Annotated in this window: 21 protein-coding genes and 1 pseudogene; 13 read left to right on the top strand and 9 right to left on the bottom strand. The window is 46.1% G+C overall.

Going from position 1 to position 19,051, the window contains the following annotated elements:
- Positions 1–323 precede the first annotated feature (323 nt).
- Together ACKGJP_RS18695 and ACKGJP_RS18690 are read left to right on the top strand one after the other, a co-directional pair.
- Entirely contained in the window at positions 324–1,280 is a 957-nt protein-coding gene (locus tag ACKGJP_RS18695; protein ID WP_409340336.1) for a sigma-70 family RNA polymerase sigma factor, read from the top strand.
- A 76-nt stretch (positions 1,281–1,356) separates the two neighbouring features.
- A complete protein-coding gene (locus ACKGJP_RS18690; protein WP_409340335.1) occupies positions 1,357–1,782 on the top strand; it encodes an SRPBCC family protein in 426 nt (141 codons plus the stop codon).
- Between the two features lie 79 nt (positions 1,783–1,861).
- Here ACKGJP_RS18690 and ACKGJP_RS18685 read toward each other — a convergent pair whose 3' ends face one another.
- The gene (locus ACKGJP_RS18685) at positions 1,862–2,278 is read right to left on the bottom strand and encodes a VOC family protein (RefSeq protein WP_409340334.1); all 417 of its coding nucleotides are present in this window, start codon (positions 2,276–2,278) and stop codon (positions 1,862–1,864) included.
- Positions 2,279–2,617: 339 nt separating this feature from the next.
- On the opposite strand from ACKGJP_RS18685, the gene ACKGJP_RS18680 reads away from it, so the two are divergent.
- The 11 genes and pseudogenes from ACKGJP_RS18680 to ACKGJP_RS18630 all read left to right on the top strand — a co-directional run bounded on the left by ACKGJP_RS18680 (position 2,618) and on the right by ACKGJP_RS18630 (position 11,542).
- The gene (locus ACKGJP_RS18680) at positions 2,618–3,175 is read left to right on the top strand and encodes a class I SAM-dependent methyltransferase (protein ID WP_409340333.1); all 558 of its coding nucleotides are present in this window, start codon (positions 2,618–2,620) and stop codon (positions 3,173–3,175) included.
- Positions 3,176–3,418: 243 nt separating this feature from the next.
- Positions 3,419–3,789 (top strand): annotated as a pseudogene (locus ACKGJP_RS18675) (HIT family protein).
- 606 nt (positions 3,790–4,395) lie between these two features.
- Positions 4,396–4,596 carry an integrase gene (locus ACKGJP_RS18670; protein WP_409340332.1) on the top strand — a complete coding sequence of 67 codons (201 nt, stop codon included), beginning with the start codon at positions 4,396–4,398 and terminating at the stop codon, positions 4,594–4,596.
- 211 nt (positions 4,597–4,807) lie between these two features.
- On the top strand, positions 4,808–5,239 hold the full coding sequence (locus ACKGJP_RS18665) for a tyrosine-type recombinase/integrase (RefSeq protein ID WP_409340331.1): 432 nt from the start codon (positions 4,808–4,810) through the stop codon (positions 5,237–5,239).
- Positions 5,240–5,342: 103 nt separating this feature from the next.
- A complete protein-coding gene (locus ACKGJP_RS18660) occupies positions 5,343–5,777 on the top strand; it encodes an NUDIX hydrolase (protein ID WP_409340330.1) in 435 nt (144 codons plus the stop codon).
- Between the two features lie 140 nt (positions 5,778–5,917).
- Complete coding sequence (locus tag ACKGJP_RS18655; RefSeq protein WP_409340329.1) at positions 5,918–6,343, top strand: hypothetical protein; 426 nt, start codon at positions 5,918–5,920, stop codon at positions 6,341–6,343.
- Positions 6,344–6,555: 212 nt separating this feature from the next.
- Positions 6,556–7,452 carry an RCC1 domain-containing protein gene (locus ACKGJP_RS18650; protein ID WP_409347194.1) on the top strand — a complete coding sequence of 299 codons (897 nt, stop codon included), beginning with the start codon at positions 6,556–6,558 and terminating at the stop codon, positions 7,450–7,452.
- Between the two features lie 673 nt (positions 7,453–8,125).
- Entirely contained in the window at positions 8,126–9,499 is a 1,374-nt protein-coding gene (ltrA, locus tag ACKGJP_RS18645; RefSeq protein WP_409340328.1) for a group II intron reverse transcriptase/maturase, read from the top strand.
- Positions 9,500–9,711: 212 nt separating this feature from the next.
- The gene (locus ACKGJP_RS18640; protein WP_409340327.1) at positions 9,712–10,212 is read left to right on the top strand and encodes an AAA family ATPase; all 501 of its coding nucleotides are present in this window, start codon (positions 9,712–9,714) and stop codon (positions 10,210–10,212) included.
- Positions 10,213–10,415: 203 nt separating this feature from the next.
- A complete protein-coding gene (locus tag ACKGJP_RS18635) occupies positions 10,416–10,892 on the top strand; it encodes a GyrI-like domain-containing protein (protein WP_409340326.1) in 477 nt (158 codons plus the stop codon).
- Between the two features lie 212 nt (positions 10,893–11,104).
- Positions 11,105–11,542, top strand: a complete 438-nt coding sequence (locus tag ACKGJP_RS18630; protein ID WP_409340325.1) for a GNAT family N-acetyltransferase — start codon at positions 11,105–11,107, stop codon at positions 11,540–11,542.
- 75 nt (positions 11,543–11,617) lie between these two features.
- Here the strand turns inward: ACKGJP_RS18630 and ACKGJP_RS18625 are convergent, their stop codons facing one another.
- The 8 genes from ACKGJP_RS18625 to cntA are packed head-to-tail and all read right to left on the bottom strand — an operon-like array spanning position 11,618 to position 18,896.
- The gene (locus ACKGJP_RS18625; protein WP_409340324.1) at positions 11,618–12,196 is read right to left on the bottom strand and encodes a M15 family metallopeptidase; all 579 of its coding nucleotides are present in this window, start codon (positions 12,194–12,196) and stop codon (positions 11,618–11,620) included.
- Between the two features lie 14 nt (positions 12,197–12,210).
- Positions 12,211–12,564, bottom strand: a complete 354-nt coding sequence (locus ACKGJP_RS18620) for a TIGR03943 family putative permease subunit (protein ID WP_409340323.1) — start codon at positions 12,562–12,564, stop codon at positions 12,211–12,213.
- Between the two features lie 53 nt (positions 12,565–12,617).
- Complete coding sequence (cntE, locus tag ACKGJP_RS18615) at positions 12,618–13,805, bottom strand: staphylopine family metallophore export MFS transporter CntE (protein ID WP_409340322.1); 1,188 nt, start codon at positions 13,803–13,805, stop codon at positions 12,618–12,620.
- A gap of 51 nt (positions 13,806–13,856) precedes the next feature.
- Positions 13,857–14,600, bottom strand: a complete 744-nt coding sequence (locus tag ACKGJP_RS18610; protein ID WP_409340321.1) for an ABC transporter ATP-binding protein — start codon at positions 14,598–14,600, stop codon at positions 13,857–13,859.
- Positions 14,587–15,408 (bottom strand): staphylopine uptake ABC transporter ATP-binding protein CntD, encoded by an 822-nt coding sequence (cntD, locus tag ACKGJP_RS18605; protein WP_409340320.1) that lies wholly within the window; start codon positions 15,406–15,408, stop codon positions 14,587–14,589. The genes ACKGJP_RS18610 and cntD overlap by 14 nt, the downstream gene beginning before the upstream one ends.
- 7 nt (positions 15,409–15,415) lie before the next feature.
- The gene (gene cntC / locus ACKGJP_RS18600; protein ID WP_409340319.1) at positions 15,416–16,309 is read right to left on the bottom strand and encodes a staphylopine uptake ABC transporter permease subunit CntC; all 894 of its coding nucleotides are present in this window, start codon (positions 16,307–16,309) and stop codon (positions 15,416–15,418) included.
- Positions 16,310–17,242: a nickel/cobalt ABC transporter permease gene (opp1B, locus tag ACKGJP_RS18595; RefSeq protein WP_409340318.1), complete on the bottom strand. Its 933-nt coding sequence runs from the start codon at positions 17,240–17,242 to the stop codon at positions 16,310–16,312.
- Positions 17,243–17,288: 46 nt separating this feature from the next.
- Positions 17,289–18,896: a staphylopine-dependent metal ABC transporter substrate-binding lipoprotein gene (gene cntA, locus ACKGJP_RS18590; RefSeq protein ID WP_409340317.1), complete on the bottom strand. Its 1,608-nt coding sequence runs from the start codon at positions 18,894–18,896 to the stop codon at positions 17,289–17,291.
- Between the last annotated feature and the right edge of the window lie 155 nt (positions 18,897–19,051).

The raw sequence follows: 19,051 nt of genomic DNA, 5'->3' as shown, positions 1-19,051 counted from the left end.
AGTCCCACGGGCAGATACGTTCGATCCCCGGCTACCGCAATCTTACGACCATACAAAAAAGAGGTCGACCAGAAAGATCTGGTGACCTCATAATACGAACGGGCAGGATAGCTCCAGTATTCAGGTCCTGGCGTGAGGTATTGCGAATTATTTCTAAAGTATAGACAAGGGTTAATTTATTGGTTATTGAATTATTAGTACGATCGTGCTAAATTTTTATCCATGAGTACTAAATCTTGCCTATTTATTCGGATTGAGGCTGTCCGCTTCATTGCATATAATGAAGGTACCACCCTTCGGGGAGATCGTTAACGGAGGCCGCGATGAACGAGACCGCATTTGACGAACCATTATTTGCAAGCTTGAAGCCGGGCTTGACCTTGTTCTGTTACCGAATGCTAGGCTCCATGGACGATGCGGACGATGCCGTTCAGGAGACGAGTATTCGGGTCTGGCAGAGCTGGAGCACGTTCAGACAGGATTCCTCGTTCAAAACTTGGGTCTATCGGATTGCCTCCAACCTGTGCTTGGACAAGCTGAGACAATCCAAACGCCGCGCGCTTCCCGTTGACCTGTTCGACCCGGCCGTCGCCATCGTCGAGCCGCGCGACACGCTGCCGGACTCTGCCTGGATCTGGCCGTCTCCCGACTTTGGGGGCAATCCGGAGGATCGGCTCGTCCGCAGAGATACCCTTCAACTGTGCTTCATCGCTCTCCTGCAGACCTTGCCTCCGCGGCAGCGCGCGGTACTCATTTTGAAGGATGTATTTGAATGGACCTCCAAGCAGATCGCGGAAACGTTGGCGATGTCGCCGGCAGCGGTGAATAGCGCCTTGCAAAGAGCCCGAGAGACGATGGACCGGGCGCAGCTTCGCTCGGATGAGCTCAGCAGCATGGACGTTCAACCGGAGCAGCAGTTGCTGTCCCGGTATGTGGAGGCCTTCGAGCAATTCGATATTGCTGCGCTCGTCGCGTTGTTCCACGAGGAAGGCTGCATGTCGATGCCGCCCTTCGAGATGTGGATCCGCGGCAAGGAAGATTTGTCCGCCTTCTATTCGCTTACTCGCTGGCATTGCGAAGGTTCGCGATTTGTGCCCATTACAGTGAATGGCGGTTATCCGGCGTTGGCCCAGTATATGCCGGGCAAAGAGGGCTCTGGCCTGGTACCCTGGGGCATCCACGTCATCGAAACCAAAGAAAATCAAATCCTGCACGTTCAAAACTTCATTCATACGCCATTATTTTCGCGATTTGGGCTGCCTGAGCGAATTGACCAATGAATTTCGTCATTGGCTTACGTCTATATCATTGAGAATAACCAAACGACGAATATCATGAGAGAGGTGTCTATTTAAAATGGAAACGAGTCAACCGACGAAAGTAACCGTGCAAGCCGTCATTCAAGCCCCTGTCGAGAAGGTATGGCGCCATTGGACCGAGCCGGATCACATCACGAAGTGGAATCAAGCGTCCGAGGACTGGCATGCGCCGAGAGCCGAAAACGATCTGCGGGTCGGGGGCAAGTTTCTGACACGGATGGAAGCGAAGGATGGCAGCATGGGCTTTGATTTTGGCGGCGTCTACGATGTCGTGAATCGGCATGAGGCGATCGGCTACACCATGGAAGACGGAAGAAGAGTGGATATTGCTTTCGTCGATCAAGGGAATGAGACGAAGGTCATTGAAACGTTCGACGCGGAAAGCTCCAATCCGGTCGAGTTCCAGCAAGCAGGCTGGCAAGCGATCATGGACAATTTCAAAGCCTATACCGAACAAAACTAATCATCGCGAAGAAGACGCCGGGGAAGATGCCCGGCGTCTTTCTTTTTGAACCCTAGTACGAGCGTGCTCTCCGTTAGCCTTAACCTTGTGCCGCATCCATGTTCATGTAGTTAATGGCCCACAGATGGCCGTCCAAGTCCACGAAGCCCCAATGATACATGAACCCATGATCTTCAGGTTCAGCGTGCAATTTCCCGCCCAAGGAGATCGCGGTATTCACGATTTCATCGACCTTTTCCCGGCTCTCGAAGGCCAATGCGATCGTCATCTGCGCATACTTGCTCGTATCGACGGATTCCTTCTCCGTGAGCGTATTAAAGAATGCTTGATTGATCAGCATGACCTGCAGGTTGTCGCCGATCACGATGGCTACCGAATTCTCGTTCTCGGGGAATTGCGGGTTGAGCTCGAATCCGAGTCCGGTGAAGAACGCTTTCGATTGTTCTATGTTTTTTACAGGCAGGTTGAAGCTCGTGAATGCGGACGTTAATGCCATTTTCAAAACACCTCTTCGTCAAATTAGTTTGTGTTCATTTATGCCTTCGTTTATATAGACGACAGCCGATCCGGGAATTCATCGGTCTCATGGATTCGGAAGCGTAAATTTTGAAAAATAACTTGGTATTGAGTTCAGATACCCGCCATTCCGTAGCTAACGGGAACAAGAGCGCAACATCCTGAACAACAAGGCTGCCGAAAAAATGGCAGCCTTTTCTCACCTAACGGGCAGTTTAGTTGCAAATAAAGGAAATTGTATGCTTCTGAAGAATATCAATTTAGTTATATTGCTCGACTGCCTAGAATGCCTAAGAATATAATTGGTTGGTGGTATTAAATGAAAGTAATAATTGGTGCAGGGCGGACAAAGTATGAGGGTTGGCACAGTACGCAGGAAGACGAGTTGAATTTACTTTCTTTAGAAAGTTGGAATGGGTTATTTAAACCGAAAAGTATAGATGCACTGTTGGCTGAACACGTGTGGGAACACTTAACTTATGAGGAAGGAATTATCGCTGCGAACAATTGTTATGAGTTTTTAAAGCCAGGTGGGTACATTCGTTGTGCAGTCCCAGATAAAAATTTCCGTAACGAATGGTACCAACAGATGGTTCAAGTCGGTGGTCCTGGACCAGCGGACCATCCGGCGGCAACCCATAAAATAGTTTATGATGCAAAAACATTCGTACAAGTATTTGAAAAGGCGGGGTTTGAAGTATCATTGTTGGAGTATTGTGATGAGAATGGAGATTTTCATTATACATACTGGAATGAAGTGGATGGGAAGATAGGAAGATCTTTTCGGTTTGATACAAGGAATTCTATCGAAGACTTAGGGATGGTTTCGATTATTGTGGATGCAAAAAAGCCATTGATATTAAAGAATAAAACCTGAGCATTTATCGCTTAACCGAGGGACGGGATACTATTGAGCAATAAAAGGGACGAAAGTAGTCGATCAGAACGATCGGCTGCTTTTTCATTGAAGTAATGGGTACGTTTGCTCAACTAGGGCTGCCGGCAATCGGCAGCCTTTCGCTTGAGTAACGGGCAGTTATTATTAACCAATTTATACATTGAATTCGTGTTTCCTAATAGGTAAAGTTTATATAAAAACAATCGCAACAGGAGACTTGAAATGGAAGAGAAATGCGTATTTTGCCATAGTTAGAACCATCTCAAAGAGTTGTTTTACAATATGAACATTGTATGTTTATACAACTTGAAGAATCACTTATAAAGGGTAGTCAACTTGAAGGTGCTGGTGTGATTGTGCCAAAAAACCATAGAGAGACAGTATTTGACCTTACACCAGAAGAGTGGAATGCAACTCAGTCGCTTCTTCTAGAGGTCAAGAATTATTTAGATGATAATTTTCAACCACAAGGATATAACCTTGGGTGGAATTGTGGCTCAACTGGAGGACAACATATATCCCACTCCCATTTTCATGTTATACCAAGATTTGCTGATGAAACACTAGCTGGTAAAGGAATAAGGTATATGTAAAAGTTCCATTTATCGGCGGTCTGGTACAGTTGACTAAGATAACGGGCACGAGAGCGCAATAGGTGATTCAGCAGTCTGCCTGCGATCGGCGGCCTATTGAAGTAACGGGCAGTTTAGTGCAACTAAATTCTTACATTTACGTTAAAGTGAATATGTGATTGTCGTAACGCCACGATGTTGAATCATTCATGCTGGTGACTGATTTTTTCCTAATACCAGTTGCTGTAATAATTTTTCTCTGGCTAACAGGATTATTTGGGTTACGGAGTGAAGGGATGACTTATATAGCGAATAATACAAAAGATTTTACTGATACAAAAGGACATATTGTACACGGAGAATATTCAATTTCAATTGACCTGTCTGATTTAAAAAGTAATATTGGAAAAGAGTTATACAATGATGGTACCCATACCCATAAGGTATATGTATCTTGGATTGATAATACAGGTAGCATAAATTCTGGAGGATATAGAATCGGGTATAGGTCCGTTGGACCGCTAACGGAGTACGCTAGTGGCGAGAACATTATTTTGACAAGGAAAGATTAAACCCTCCCAAACAAAGCGAAGCTAAGGATAATTAGCCATTGGGAGGGTTACTTTTATGAAATTGACGGATCTGTGGATGTTGTATGAGGCTGATAAGCGCATTTTGGGATTTAGCCCGCATACCTTGAAAGCATACTCCCTTCAGTTAAATGTTCTGATCCGAGAAATCGGCAACCTTGAAATCGAAGAAGTCTCCCTAACTTTGCTGAAGGATTATCTGACCAAACAGTCGGAGCGATTAAAGCCAAGTAGCTAAGGCCATCGCATTCGGTTCGTCAGATCCCTTTTTCGATTTGCATTCGAAGAAGGGCACATCACTAAAAATCCAACTTTAAAACTGAGAGAACCAAAGATGGAAAAACGGATCCCAAAGTTTTTGATAGAGGAGGATGTTATTCATCTCAAGATTACCTGTGATTCTCCCCGAGAGCATGCACTCTTAGAATTCCTATATTGTACTGGTTGCCGTGTCGGTGAGGTTAACAAATTTAAATGTTGAAGACATCAACTGGGAAAACTGCTCCGCTATTGTGAATGGGAAAGGTTCTAAACAAAGAGAAGTTTATTTTACGACAGAGTGTAAGGTCTGGTTAAAGAGATACCTTGAGGAGCGTGTAGATTCTTGTACAGCCCTCTTTGTGACGGAAACTCCCCCTGTTCGACGAATGACAATTCCCACAATACGCTTTTCGTTAAAAAAGCTCGCAACCCGTGGAGAGGTTACGGCGAACGTGCACCCTCATCGGTTCCGTCATACCTATGCCTGTCACTTGCTTGATAACGGTGCCCCGTTGGATTTTATTCAGGGGATGCTAGGCCATGAGAAAGCATCCACTACACAGATCTACGCCCAGCTGCGCGGCGAACGGAGAAGGGAATTATATAGGCGTTTCTTTTAGGGGCCATCGGCCCCTTCTCAGCTAAAGGACAGTAATCCGAAATAATAAGAGTATCAGAGGTTCATATGGTACCTATATCTATACAAAAAAAGGAGGAGTAATTTTGAAACGAGTTGATGTAGCTTCCGCTTTAGTAAAAGACGATAACGGAAATATATTAATAGTAAAAAATAAAAAGGGAGATTCTTACTATTGGGGGCTTCCAGGAGGAGCTGCTGAAGATGGAGAAACATTAGAACAAGCTTTAATTCGTGAAGTAAAAGAGGAAACAGGATTTATCATCGTTATAAGTGGCTTGAATTCAGTAAGAGAAATGTTCTTTGCTGAGGCTGGCCACCATGCCTTAATTGTTACTTTTTATGCAAAAATTGTTGGCGGGAAAATAGACATTAATGACCCCGATAATGATATTATTGAGGTAAAATGGGCAAATATCGAAATGGTAAAGGAGCTTATGCCATCCTTATTTGAAATGCTTAGAATAAATTCTGATAATGACAAGGCGTTGGCTTTTTATGCATTTGAAGGAGTCAAATAACTATATTGTTACGTTAACGGGCAAGATAGTTCAAGGATTTCGCGAATACTCCAAAGTAGAATATTTGCGAAGCTCGTGAATAAGTAAAGACATTATCGAAGATTAACGCAATAACAACCACATCTATACGAGGTAATCTCATGGCTGTTTTTCGAAAAAAAGGGTCAAAAATTGGAGGTATAATTGCTCTTGCTTGTTTAATTATTGGATTTATATTTTTGGGAATTGTATGGATTGTAAATAGTAATATAGCGAAGCAAGAAATAAGAAATGTAATTAAAGCACATGGTGGGGAAGTACTAAGTATTCATAAAGTAAAACTAGAAGAAAGTACTTTTTTGGATACTATGGAAAGCAGAAAAGGAAAAAGGAAACAATATTCAAATACTTTTTACAAGATTAAATATTTGAAAAACAATAGAGAATTAGTTGCATGGTATCGTTCTGTAGACGGTATCTTTTCTGTAAAAGGAGAAACAACAGACTTTTATGATAAACCGATTGAAGAAAAACCTGAGAATAAGGGACTTATTCAAGATTATGGAGAACGCTGGATATTTGAATAGTAACTCAAGAAGGCGATAATATCCGACAACACCATGTTCGGCTTCGGTTCACCGGAAGTCTGTAATCCGTATCCTTCACTGCACTAACGGGCACAAGAGTTGAATTAGACACCACGACGGCAGCCGGCCAGAATGATCGGCTGCCTTTGTTCACCTAACGGGCAGATTAGTGGAATATGTAATTAAAAATAGAAGGTGATAAACAAGTGAACATTGAAGGTGACTTGCTCGGACAGGCGGCGTTAAAGGTGAAACGCTGGCCTAAGGATACCATAGCGGCGGGTCGTCGTCATACCGTTGGGCTTAAATCGGACGGCAGGGTGACGGCTGTGGGTGATAATAAATATGGCCAATGTGATGTAAGCGGCTGGCGCGATATTGTGGCGGTCGCGGCTGGTAATGTCCATATGGCGACGAACACGGGTAATGCTCATACAATCGTTCTTAAATCTGACAGTACTGTGGCGGCTGTGGGTTGGAATAAGCATGACCAATGCGATGTAAACGACTGGCGCGATATTGTATCGGTTGCGGCGGGTTGGTGTCGTACCATTGGGCTTATATCGGATGGCACGGTGGTAGCAGTGGGCCGAAATAATGAAGGTGAATGCAATGTAAGCGACTGGCATGATATTGTGGCGGTCGCGGCGGGTGACTGGCATACCATCGGTCTTAAATTGGACGGCACGGTGACGGCTGTGGGTAATAATCGGTATCGTCAATGCAATGTAAGCGGCTGGTGCGATATTGTGGCGGTCGCGGCGGGTTATCTTCATACAATCGGTCTTAAATCGGACGGTACGGTGACGGCTGTGGGTGATAATAAATATGGCCAATGCGATGTAAGCGGCTGGCGCGGTATTGTGGCGATAGCGGTGGGTAGTAATCATACCATCGGCCTTAAATCGGACGGTACTGTGGCGGCTGTGGGTTGGAATGAGTATCGCCAATGTAATGTAAGTGATTGGCGCGATATTGTGGCGATTGCGGCGGGTTGTGCCCATACCGTCGGTCTTAAATCGGACGGCACGGTGGTTGCTGTGGGTGATAATGAATATGGCCAATGCGATGTAAGCGGCTGGCGCGGCATCCAACTACCTGGCAATTAGTTTTCAATATTAATAATACATATAATAATGAAAGCCATGCGCCGATGCGTCGGGGACACAGAATTAAAATGGTTATTTGAATAATTATGATAGCATACCGTTTAAGCGACAGCATTGGGAATAGTATCATTTTCCGTTAGACTAACGGGCACGATAGCTCAATAGTGCGCCTAGCGAAGCTAGGCATAACTTGTTGGTGAAAGTCCAATCGAGGTAGGGACCAAGCCACCTTGTAGCTAGCAGGCATCTGGTGGTGAGAGCCTAAGGATGAAGCCCTGTGAAAAGCCCTAACTGGGTGAAGCAAAACTGCAGGCCGTAACATGAAGTGAATCCTGCCGCATCGTCATATCGAACCCGCAAGGGACAAGAGGGAGCCGAGCTTTGTATTGTATGGCGAAGGCCACGGAACGCGTGAAGAACTTGGAGAAGCAGCGCGGAAGAACCCTCCGGTGTATGGGGATCGGCATGTAGTGACAGTTTTGTCTGGAACTAGGGAGACCCTACCTCGCACGACAGCGTCGTAAAGCGTAAACCTATAAGCCTGAAGGGTGAAATGGCAAGCGGCGAGAAGGGAGTCGGAGAGGGTGGTAGTACCTGTGAACCCAGGACAACACAACCTGGGGGAGGAAAGCACCCTTGCTTTGTTCATGGGTATCAATGGAGGTAAGAACGAGTGAATGCAGTGAAATCTGCTAACTACACCAAAGTAAAAGTTCAAGAACTTCAAAGAACCCTCTACCTTGCGGCGAAGGCGAATGCCGAGCGCAGATTTCATGCCCTGTACGACAAAGTGAGCAGACCAGACATGATGTGGGAAGCATGGAAACGAGTTAAGGCAAATCGAGGCAGTGCAGGAATCGATGGTGTGACGATTCAGCACATTGTACAGGAATACGGGGAGGAACCGTTTGTAAGAGAAACGCAACAGCAACTGCTGGAGAATGCCTATCGCCCCAAGCCAGTGCGGAGGAAGGATATACCAAAGGGCGACGGGAAAACGCGCCCGCTAGGAATACCTGTAATCCGGGATAGGCTGGTACAAATGGCAGCGAAAATGGTCTTAGAGGCGATTTTCGAGGCAGACTTCAAGGATTGCTCGTTTGGATTTCGACCGAAGCGAAGCGCAAAGCAGGCAATTGAGCGGATACACAAGACGGTGAACTACGGGAGAGTGTACTGGGCGGTGGATGTAGACATCACCGGGTACTTTAACAACATCCCGCATGACAAATTGCTCAAACTTGTGGAACAACGCGTGAGTGACCGAAGAGTGTTAAAACTTATTCGAAGCTGGCTGAAAGCCGGCGTCATGGAAGAAGGCCTGTTCCATGAAACGGAAATCGGCAGCCCCCAAGGTGGAGTTATCTCCCCATTACTGGCGAACATCTACCTAAACTATCTCGATTCGATATGGGAGAAGCAGTTCTCCCATATCGGCACACTGGTGCGTTATGCTGATGACCTCGTCATTTTGTGTAAACAAAAGACCCATGCTCTTGAAGCCATCCAAGTGCTCAAGGCTGTTTTCAAGAAATTGGAACTGACGATGAACACAGACAAGTCCAAGTTAGTGAACCTATGGTTGGATAAAGAGGGATTCGACTTTCTGGGATTCCATCACCGCCGAATGCCAAGATTACTTAAATCGGGGAAATTCTATGACCTTCGTAGTTTCCCATCCAAGAAAGCGATGAAGAAGATGCGTGCCAAAGTGAAGGAAACAACCGCACCCCGCTCAGTACTCTACTGGTCGCCTAAACAAATGGTAGACAAGCTCAATCCCATCATACAAGGCTGGCGGAATTACTATGGTAGCGTAGATCCAGGCATGAGCAATAAGTTCCTGTCAAAAGTGGACTGGTATATCATCGGCAGATTGACACTGTATTGGAACAAGAAACATAAACGAAATCATTTGCACCCGAGGAAGGTAGCAGAGGTTCTCGGACGTACAGAACTGAAACGAGTTAGTGCTTGGGGTAGTTATATTGCACAAGGTGAAGAACATCGGAAAGCCGTATGCGGGAAAACCGCTCGTACGGTTTGATGAGGGGGGACTGGGGAACCAGCCCTCCACTCTACATCAATTAAGACGAGGCTGCCGGCATTTATCGGCAGCCTTAACACGGACAGTTAAATGGAATCTTATTTATATACTAAATATTGACTTCATAGAAACTCTACCTTGTTGACTTGAGTGAATTTCGTGGAAAATAAAATAGAAAAAATGCAAACACTACTTCAAAAGGTGGAGTATATATGGAACGAAATTGGCCTCTTTTTATCGTTACGGGTTCAAGTGGATCGGGTAAAACTTATGTATTGGATGAGCTGCGGAAAATCATGCCAGGATTCGTGGCTTTTGATCTAGACAACTTGAGGGGTTTCATTGATTATAATGATTGGCAAAAAGGATTAAATATTTATGTTCGTTTTGCAAGGGATATTGTAAAGAGCGGCGTCATGACCATCTTGTGTGGGACCGTCATGCCTTGGGACATGGAGAAATGTGCCGACTTTGAATGTTTCAGCCACGTCTATTATCTAAACTTGCACTGTGATGACGATGCGAGAGAACAGCGACTGCGTGCAAGGGATTGGCCAGAAAATAAGATTCATGACTATAAAAACTTTGCAAAATGGCTGATCGATAATGCAGACACCGCGTATTCTCCACCCATGCCTATTGTAGATACAACAAACAGCAATGTGACCGAAGTTGCTTCCCGGATAAAAGAGTGGGTACTTCAATACGCTTAGCCGGACTGCTTTGAGATATTTCGCTTAACTAAACGGGTACGTTAGTGAGGAGCTTGCCGCGCGGCAGCTCCTTTTTCGTTTATTGAAGTAAAGGGCAGCATAGCTTAACATCAAATCTTCACCAATATAATTCATACCCATGGTAAAATATGCTATAAATAGGCTTCTAACGTACAAAATTCGTTAATCAGGAGGAAGCAATAGTGGTCGAGATAATTGAAAAGAAGCATTTTGCCGTTATTGGTAAACTGGGGAAGGGAATTGCGATTGAAAGCTCAAAGTGGATACCGCCTTTATGGCAAGAAGCGAATAGTAACTTCGCCGAGATAAGCAACCTAGCAAAGTTGGATGACGCGGGTAACATTGTTGGCATTTGGGGTGCAATGAGTGATGTTAATGAGAAGTTTGAAAGATGGAAAGAAGAAGGTAAGTATCTGGCAGGATGTGAAGTTATAGACGACGCTATTGCCCCAAATGGGTGGACAAAGTGGGTGATTCCAGCCTTCAAGTACGTTGTAACGAAATGTACTCAAGATTCGTATCACAATGTTTTTCACCATATGGTTGCTGAATATTTACCTCAAAACAATTACAAAATCGTGGGAGCAATTCACGAATTTTATAATCCAAGAGATAACAACGGCGAGTTATCCTTATATTTCCCAGTAGAAAAAGTATAATGACACACTCATTACACTCTAACGGATAACAAGAGTTGAATAAGTCACCGCGAAGGCAGCCGGCCAGAATGACCGGCTACCTTTGTTCACCTAACGGGCAGTTTAGTGCAGGATTTGAATGTTGTTTCGTCAAATATGTTAAGAAATGTGTTTGTACTGGAGAAGGTTGGAGAATATTTGAAAATATATATTTGAACAGGGGGAAGTCAATCGTGCTGTTTCGAAAAGCAATTTCAAATGATATACCACAGTTAATTAAATTTCGTAAGATATTGCTAGATCATGAGGACAACAGTAGTATGGATGAAGCTTTTAGAAACTACTTCAATTCCTCCTTTTCAGACAAGTCACTCGTTGTATGGGTTGCTGATGATGACGGAGTCGTTGTATCAACAGTATGTTTTTGCATATGTCGATTTGCACCACGATTTGAAAATCCTTCTGGATTAGTTGCATACATGACTAATGTTTTCACAATTCCGGTTTATCGTCGTCAGGGTATTGTATCCAAACTTATTACTGAAGCAATAGACGATTTGAAGGCACAAGGAATTGGAAAGATCCTGCTACATTCGTCTGATATGGCTAAACCGATGTATGAAAGTCTTGGTTTTGTTGAAGGAAAGAACTATATGTCAATAAATATTTGATGCTAGAACTTACTCTAATAAGCACTCTCTTGCTTTACCAGTCAGTGACGTGTCTTGAGGAGAACCGTAACTAAATTAGGTTCGGTTGGTATCGGAGAAACAATCTTGCGCCGCACATTTACCGTCGCTGCCGGAAATATCAATGGCAAGCCCCGTTTCGTGTTCGCTAGTTCCCGGCGCGGCACTGTAGGTTGTGGCATTGGCCGTGCCGCTTTGTTCTGCGTAGTGTGCAAACAGCACTTTTTGCGTAGCAAAGGACCGGTATGCAGAAACCCCTGCGAGCTTTACACCGTCTTTATTTGCTGCGGAGAACAATCCTTCCAGGGCATGAGCCGCCTCTTGCCGCAATTCGCGTTTTTCGATTTTCTCCTTGAATAGGAAAGGAACATCGGGAAAAACCATGTCTATCGGTTTATAATCACCTGGAAGTGCAAAGTGTTTATTAACCAGCACGGTTATGCTGTCGGGATCCGTTACTGTTTGAATCTTCGCCGTATCTGATTCTGCCTGCGTCGTCGCTTCAGGAATCGGACTGGCGGCAGACAGGGCAGAAGGAGAGGGCGCTGGGGACTTGGTTGAGGCGGATGTGTTTTTTGTGCAACCGCCCAATAGAACCGCGACCGACATAAATAGGGCAATCATAGTTTTGTTCATCGTAACCCCTTACCTTATTCATAAGTATCATAGAAGTCGGGATTCGGATAAACATAAGGCGAATTCGGCGCCTTGATTTTCGCCACCGATTGGGCATCGATCTTCATGATCTCATTTTGATTATAAGTCGTTTTGCCAATGATCCCCTTAATTTTGACCCAGGAGTCTTTGGGCAAGTTTATGGCCATCGCCGACTCAACCATGACGCCGAATGGAGAGGCATCGGCAGAGCAGCAGGAGACGCCGAAACGGGCGATGACGAATTGCTCCGGTTTCATATCATTTTCACGGTATACGAATCCGCTAAGTTCGATTTTTTTGCCTAGGAAATTATTCGAAAACAAATCGACCGACTGTACGATTTCCATAAAACCTTCCTCCACTTAAGAGGTATTAGACTGAAAGTGCAAGTCGGGAGGTTTTATCTCGATCCGACAAATCGTTGGTGTCGATCATAAGCAAAAAAGATCATCGACACGCCTAGGATCGCGCAAATCATGTACATGAACGAATAAGAGGAAAGGTCCGCTATCGGGCCCATAATGACTCCGCCCAGTGAAACCCCCAGGTCTGCCATGGCAATGAACAAACCAACCAACATATTGCGGCTTGCCTGCGGCAATACAAAAGTCAAATACGTCGTTAACGTAGGATAGAGAAGTGCTTGAGCGATCCCCATCAATACCGCCCCCGCATAGAAAAAGGCAATTCCGCCTGCTATAGAGAAGCTCACGCTTAGTGTGGCTGTTGCAAGTGTGAGCATAATTCCCATAATAAAAAAGGAATGCCATTTGCCGTCGGAAGGGATTTTCTTTCTGAAGAGAAAGCGCGCCAGTACGACAGTCCCCGCCTGAAGCATAAGATAAATGGCGGCATTGCCGCTTTGGATTTGAGCTGCGTACAGCGGGATAAAGGTTGTCACCGCTCCAAATACAAGAGATGCGGTCAGCAACAGGACGCTGCATTTGAATAAATGCGGGTTTTTCACTAACTGGCCGAAGGACAGCAACATCGCCTCGACCTGGTTTGTCTGACCGGCAGCAGGCTCGTCCATTTTTTTTTCGATTTTGACGCTATATCCCGCGACTCCCGTAAGGATGGCGATGGCGATCATCGCCGTTGTAAAAACGTGCATCTCTCCTGCCTGCCACATGCCCAAAGCCAGCAGGGGACCGATGATGCCCGGCATGGAAGCGCAGAGTGAATACATCGAAATGCCTTGTGAACGGTCCTTGTCCGGCAATGCGTCGATAATGCCGAGCTGCAAGGCCATTGAGAAAAAAGCGGTGCACACCCCTTGTAGGAAACGGGCAACGAAAAAGCCCCCCAATCCGGTAAACGTGTAGAGAAGGAGAGCCAGTCCATTGATCACAAGAATCGTGCGCAACACCTGAATGGGCCCATTTTTTTGGATCATAAGGCCTGCCCACGGGCGAAAAAGCATCGTAGTAAATAAATACGCCCCCATGATTATGCCGATTGTCGTATTGGTAGCCCCCAGCGATTCGCCCTTCAAAGGAATAATGACATTCAGTATCGCATTCGCGCTAAAATATAAAAACGTCAATAAATATAGCCTCAGAAAAGGCCATGACAATGCTCCTCTCAAAACGCTTGCTCCTTTCTCCAATTTTCTTGATAGCTCTTTTTGGTCATATGGTTAAGCCATGACCATGTGTAGCAATTTCCTTGCATACGGGGATTGAACGTCCTTTAATTGTTCAATGTTGACGATTTCCTCAATTTGGCCACTTCTGATAATCATCACTCTGTCACAAATATAGGCAGCGGCCTGCATATCGTGGGTGATGAAGATATAGCCCATGTTGTACATGGTTCTCAAGCTTTTCAGCAATTCAAGCACCTGGATTTGGACAGATCCATCGAGGGAGCTGATGGCTTCATCCAATAAAATGCATCGCGGTTCCGTTGAAACGGCTCTCGCAATGCACACCCTCTGAGCTTCCCCGCCGGACAACTCATGCGGGTATTTTTTTCGATACGACGGGTCCAGTCCGACTTGTCGCAGCAGCAGATCCATTTTGTGATGATGATCCTCTTGAAGTTTTTTATGCAGCTTCAATGGCTCCATCAGCGCCTTCTCCACGGTATAAAACGGATTGATAGAGGAGGTGTAGTCCTGGAATACGGCGCTTATGCTTCCAAGTCTCGCTCTTCGATCTTCTGCGGGCTTTCCCTCCCATAAAATGCTTCCTCGATCCGGCTTTTCGATTCCCAGCAGCAATCGTCCCAATGTGGATTTGCCGCTTCCGCTTTCTCCGATAATGCCGAGACATTCTCCTTGTTTCCACTCGATGCTAATGTTTGTAAGCACCTGCTTCCGTTTCCCGAAAAACAATCCGCCTGTCCTGTACGATTTATCGACACGGTCAACGGTCAACAATGCTAACGCCTCCCATGATATTGTTAAAATGGCGGTTTAACGCCTGCTTTGCCGATACTAAATAGCGGGTATATTCATGCCGAGCTTCGGAGAAGATGTCCCGGGTCGTTCCGCTTTCCACGATTTCCCCGTCCTTCATGACCAGCACCTCATCCGAGATGCGTTTGACAACGCCCAGATCGTGAGAAACAAAGATCATGGAGCAGCCCATTCTTGCCCGCAATTGCACAAACTGTTCGACGACTTCGTATTGTGAAACGGTATCAAGCGCCGTCGTCGGTTCATCGGCGATCACCACGTCGGGCTCCAGCACAATGGCCAGCGCGATCATCACCCGCTGCAGCATGCCGCCCGACAACTGGTGCGGATAACTGTTCATGACGGCGATCGGGTCCTTCAGCATTACGCTTTCCATCGCCGTTTTCATCCTTGCGGTGATATCTTCGCGGCTCCAACCGAAGTGCCGGGCAAGCGTTTCCTTTAAATGAACCCCGACTACACAAGAGGGATCAAAGGCGCGCATGCCGTTTTGAACAATCAAGCAGAGCTGTTTTCCTCTTTTTTTCCTCATTTCTTTTTCGGGAAGCTCGGTCAGGTTGACTCCGCCAAGCAGAATGTCGCCGGATTGGCGGAGCCCGGCTTTATTCAGTCTCATAATGGCCCTGCAGGTCAGAGACTTTCCACTTCCGCTTTCTCCAACAATGGCCAGACAGCTCCCTTGCTTGACGTGAAAGGAACTGTTCGGGATGATCACGGTGCCCATACGGCTATCCCATACTTTCAAATTTGACACTTCCAGGCTGTTCATAGACGAATTAGGCCACCTCTTTCCCCTGAAGCTTCGCGGTCGCGGCAACCGTTTGGACCTGCAGCTTGCGCCGGGAAGTCATTAATTTCGGATCTAAAGCTACCTGAAGCGCATCGGACAAAAAGTTGACGGCCGATACGACAAGGATGATAGCGATACCGGGAGCCAGCATAATCTCCGGCTTGGAGAACATGACGGATCGCGCCTCATTCAGCATCATGCCCCATTCCGCATTTGGTGCTTGAATGCCTAGTCCGAGGAAGGAGAAGCCTGAGATTTGCAAAATCATGGAACCGAAAGAACTGCTGGAGACGACGGCAATATCCGGAAGCGCAACGGGAACGATGTGCTTCGCCATAATGCGTATATTGCTGGCACCGATCGTTTTGGCGAATTTCACATATTCGGAGTCCGCATACTGCATGACAGACGTTCTAATGATGCGGGCAAACCACGCCCATTTCATCAATGCGAACGCGATTAAAATATTCTCGAGACCTACGCCCAGAATGCCGGTTACCGCCAAGGTCATTACATATCCCGGGAAAGAAAGCATGCAATCGCAGACCCTCATCAAGAAGGCATCCGTTTTTCCTCTGAAGTAGCCTGCAATAAAGCCCAGAAGCGCTCCAATCCCCACCGATATGGACAATGCAACCAGTACCCAGAGCACGCTGGGACGAATACCATAAATGATTCGGGATAATATGCATCTCCCCAGATGATCGTTGCCTAACCAATATTCCCAAGATGACGCTGCAAATCGAAGCTCCATATGGACCTCTTCGGGGTCATGCGGCGCAAGGAATGGGGCGAAGATCCAGGCAACAAGGGTGCCTGCGACAATGAAAAAGGACAGGACCGCCAACTTATCTTTCCATACTTGTTTTAGCAGTTTCATTTAAAGATCATTCCTTAACTTGGGGTTCACCGCAGCATTGAGAATGTCAGAAACGGTATTAAAAAGGACAAAGGCTGCTGCCAGCACAAGGACATACGCCTGGATGATCGGAAAATCCCGGCTTAAGATGGATTTTACGCTAAGCGATCCTAGCCCGGGCCATGCGAACAAGTTTTCTACGACGACCGTACTTCCCAAAATAATGGGAATCGCCATGCCAAACATCGAAATGGCTACCTGCAGCGAATTCCTTAATAGGTGCAGCGTGATGTTCTTCTCCGGCAAGCCGCAAGCTCTGCCGTACAGCACATAGTCTTCATTCAGGTTGCTGAGCATGGAGCTTCTGATGATTCTAAAGTAAACGCCGGTATAGCTGATTGTGATGACCGTAACCGGCAAAACGTAGCTTCGGTAAGAGTCCATCCCGCTTGTCGGCAGCAAGTCCAGCTTTACGGAAAAATACCAGACCATCAGCGCTGCAAGCCAGTAGGGGGGCATGGAGGTCAGAAAAAAGGAAACGCCTCTGATCGATTTGTCCAGCATTTTTCCTTCTCTTAACGCGCAAATGACACCAAGCGAAATGGAAAAAACAATAATGGCCATAACGGAAACCAGCGTTAGCTTTAACGTATTGAGAAAAGCCGGGCCAAGCAAAGACCACACCGGTTTTCCCGTGACGTACGAGTTGCCGAAATCAAGCTGCAAGCAGGAAATAAGCCAATTCAGATATCGAATCAGGAAGGGCTGGTCCATCCCGAGCGCCGCCTTCGTTTCGGCGATTAATTCACCCGTAATGTTCGGCACGCCTTGTGCGTGCAAAACGACCTCGGCCGGGTCTAAAGGAGACAAATGATTGAAGACAAACGCGAAAAACGAAATCATCACGAGCAACGGAATCGATATCAATACCCTTTTGATGAAATAAGTGCCCATAGCCATCTCCTTACTCAAATAAATAAAGGGGGAAACCCCCTTTTATTTATTTGAAATACATGTTCTCAAACGGCAACTCAAATTGCGTTTGTTTAAAGGAGATGCCTTGCAAGCTTTTTGGAGCGACGACCGTGACTCTTCCGTTTGTAACGGGAATGAAGACGGCTTCATCATGGACGATCCTTAAAATTTCTGTAAATAACGACTTTCGTACATTCTCATCTGAGGATACCATCACTTCATTTATTTTTTTATACAGCTCGGTTGCTCTCGCTATACCTTTGGTCGTGTGGTAATAAGCAGATTCGGATGTAAAGGCGGCTATTGTGCTTTGCGGATCGTACGCAAGCCCCCATGTTTGGTTAAACAGCAAATCATAGTCCCCCATAGATCTTCTTTTTGCGATATAAGAAGATTGTTCGCCGACAAGCTCCAGACCGATCCCGATCTTTTTGACGCTGCTTTGAATGAATTCGGACTGCGTTTTTTGCGAAGCGGAATTGGCGTCGTAGTAAAGCTTCATGGCTAGTTTGTTTCCGGCTTTCGTTCTGACTTCGCTGCCGTTTTCCAGAATCCAGCCCGCATTTTCCAATATCTTTTTCGCCGTTTCCAAATCATAGCCCCGTTTTTTCAACTCGACATCGGCATAGTTGACGTTAGAGGAGAAAAGGGTATTGGCGGGCGTCTCCGTACCGTTAAAGATTTGCTTGCTAATCGTTTCTCTATCGATCGAATACCAGACCGCTTCGCGAACAGCCGTTTCCTGTACGGGACTACCCGCCTTGCTGCTATTGGCCACGAGCATTTTCGTATTCATCGGCTCGCTTCTGACAATCTGGTAATCTTTAGAACCCGCCAGTTGATTCATCGCTTCCACATCGATGCTGTCGGTGCCGCGATCATCCGTAAAGATGAAATTGATTTCTCCCTTTTGCAGCGCTAACAACGTCGTTTCGCCAGCGGGAAGCACCTTCGCCGTAATTTTTTTCACTTTGGGCGCGCCGCCCCAATAGCTTTCATTGGCGTCAAAAATGGCATATTGATCCGTTTTATGTTCAGCGAGCTTATAGGGACCTGTGCCGCTATAGCCTTTTACGCCATCCTTTGTTCCCCCGTTACTGAATTCTTTCGGCGAAAGGAATACATAGGGCCTGGTCATCGCCAATTCAAGCAAAGTCGGGTAGTACGGTTCCGATAGCACCAATTGGACGGTATGTTCATCGAGTGCGTTGACGCTCACGATCTTGGTCGACAGCTTGATCCAGGAATGCTTGCTTGCATTGCTTTGGATCGCTTCGATGTTTTTTTTCACCGCTTCCGCATTAAACGGTTCACCGTCATGAAAGGTCACACCTTTTTTCAGATGAAAGGTGTACGTTTTACCATCCGCGGAGATGTCCCAGGATTCGGCCAGCAGCGGCTTGATGCCGTCTTTCGTGTTCTCCACCAATGACTCGTACACCATCCCTTGTGCCGGCATAGAGCCTGTATACAGATGGGGATTCATGTCATTGATATCTTTCGCCGTGGCATAGATCAGCTCCTGTGCTTTGTTCGATGCCTCCGTGCTTCCTGTTTTGCCGCCGCTGCAGCCTGCGAGCAATACAAGGGCAGCCATCAGTGCAGAAAGTAATGCAACTAAATTTCTTTTCATGTCAAATCCTCCTGTATGGGTTTTGATGGAATCTGGCCTTGCTCCAACTTAATACGTAATTATTACTATTTATAACTGAAAAAATTATACCCACAATATGGGGAAGCGTCAATACATACTTGTATTTCATTCGTCCATCATAGTTTGTAATAAAA

The sequence above is a fragment of the Paenibacillus litoralis genome (assembly GCF_046244365.1).
In the GTDB taxonomy this organism is placed as follows: domain Bacteria; phylum Bacillota; class Bacilli; order Paenibacillales; family NBRC-103111; genus Paenibacillus_V.
This window is presented reverse-complemented; position numbering and strand designations above follow the sequence as displayed.

Excerpts from the sequence above, each read along its gene's own strand:
- ACKGJP_RS18640 (WP_409340327.1), top strand. The coding sequence starts at position 9,712 with ATGGAACGAAATTGGCCTCTTTTTATCGTTACGGGTTCAAGTGGATCG.
- cntC (WP_409340319.1), bottom strand. The coding sequence starts at position 16,309 with ATGAAACTGCTAAAACAAGTATGGAAAGATAAGTTGGCGGTCCTGTCC.
- ACKGJP_RS18655 (WP_409340329.1), top strand. The coding sequence starts at position 5,918 with ATGGCTGTTTTTCGAAAAAAAGGGTCAAAAATTGGAGGTATAATTGCT.
- ACKGJP_RS18695 (WP_409340336.1), top strand. The coding sequence starts at position 324 with ATGAACGAGACCGCATTTGACGAACCATTATTTGCAAGCTTGAAGCCG.
- ACKGJP_RS18680 (WP_409340333.1), top strand. The coding sequence starts at position 2,618 with ATGAAAGTAATAATTGGTGCAGGGCGGACAAAGTATGAGGGTTGGCAC.
- opp1B (WP_409340318.1), bottom strand. The coding sequence starts at position 17,242 with ATGGGCACTTATTTCATCAAAAGGGTATTGATATCGATTCCGTTGCTC.
- ACKGJP_RS18685 (WP_409340334.1), bottom strand. The coding sequence starts at position 2,278 with ATGGCATTAACGTCCGCATTCACGAGCTTCAACCTGCCTGTAAAAAAC.
- ACKGJP_RS18670 (WP_409340332.1), top strand. The coding sequence starts at position 4,396 with ATGAAATTGACGGATCTGTGGATGTTGTATGAGGCTGATAAGCGCATT.
- ACKGJP_RS18625 (WP_409340324.1), bottom strand. The coding sequence starts at position 12,196 with ATGAACAAAACTATGATTGCCCTATTTATGTCGGTCGCGGTTCTATTG.
- ACKGJP_RS18620 (WP_409340323.1), bottom strand. The coding sequence starts at position 12,564 with ATGGAAATCGTACAGTCGGTCGATTTGTTTTCGAATAATTTCCTAGGC.
- cntD (WP_409340320.1), bottom strand. The coding sequence starts at position 15,408 with ATGAACAGCCTGGAAGTGTCAAATTTGAAAGTATGGGATAGCCGTATG.
- ACKGJP_RS18690 (WP_409340335.1), top strand. The coding sequence starts at position 1,357 with ATGGAAACGAGTCAACCGACGAAAGTAACCGTGCAAGCCGTCATTCAA.
- cntA (WP_409340317.1), bottom strand. The coding sequence starts at position 18,896 with ATGAAAAGAAATTTAGTTGCATTACTTTCTGCACTGATGGCTGCCCTT.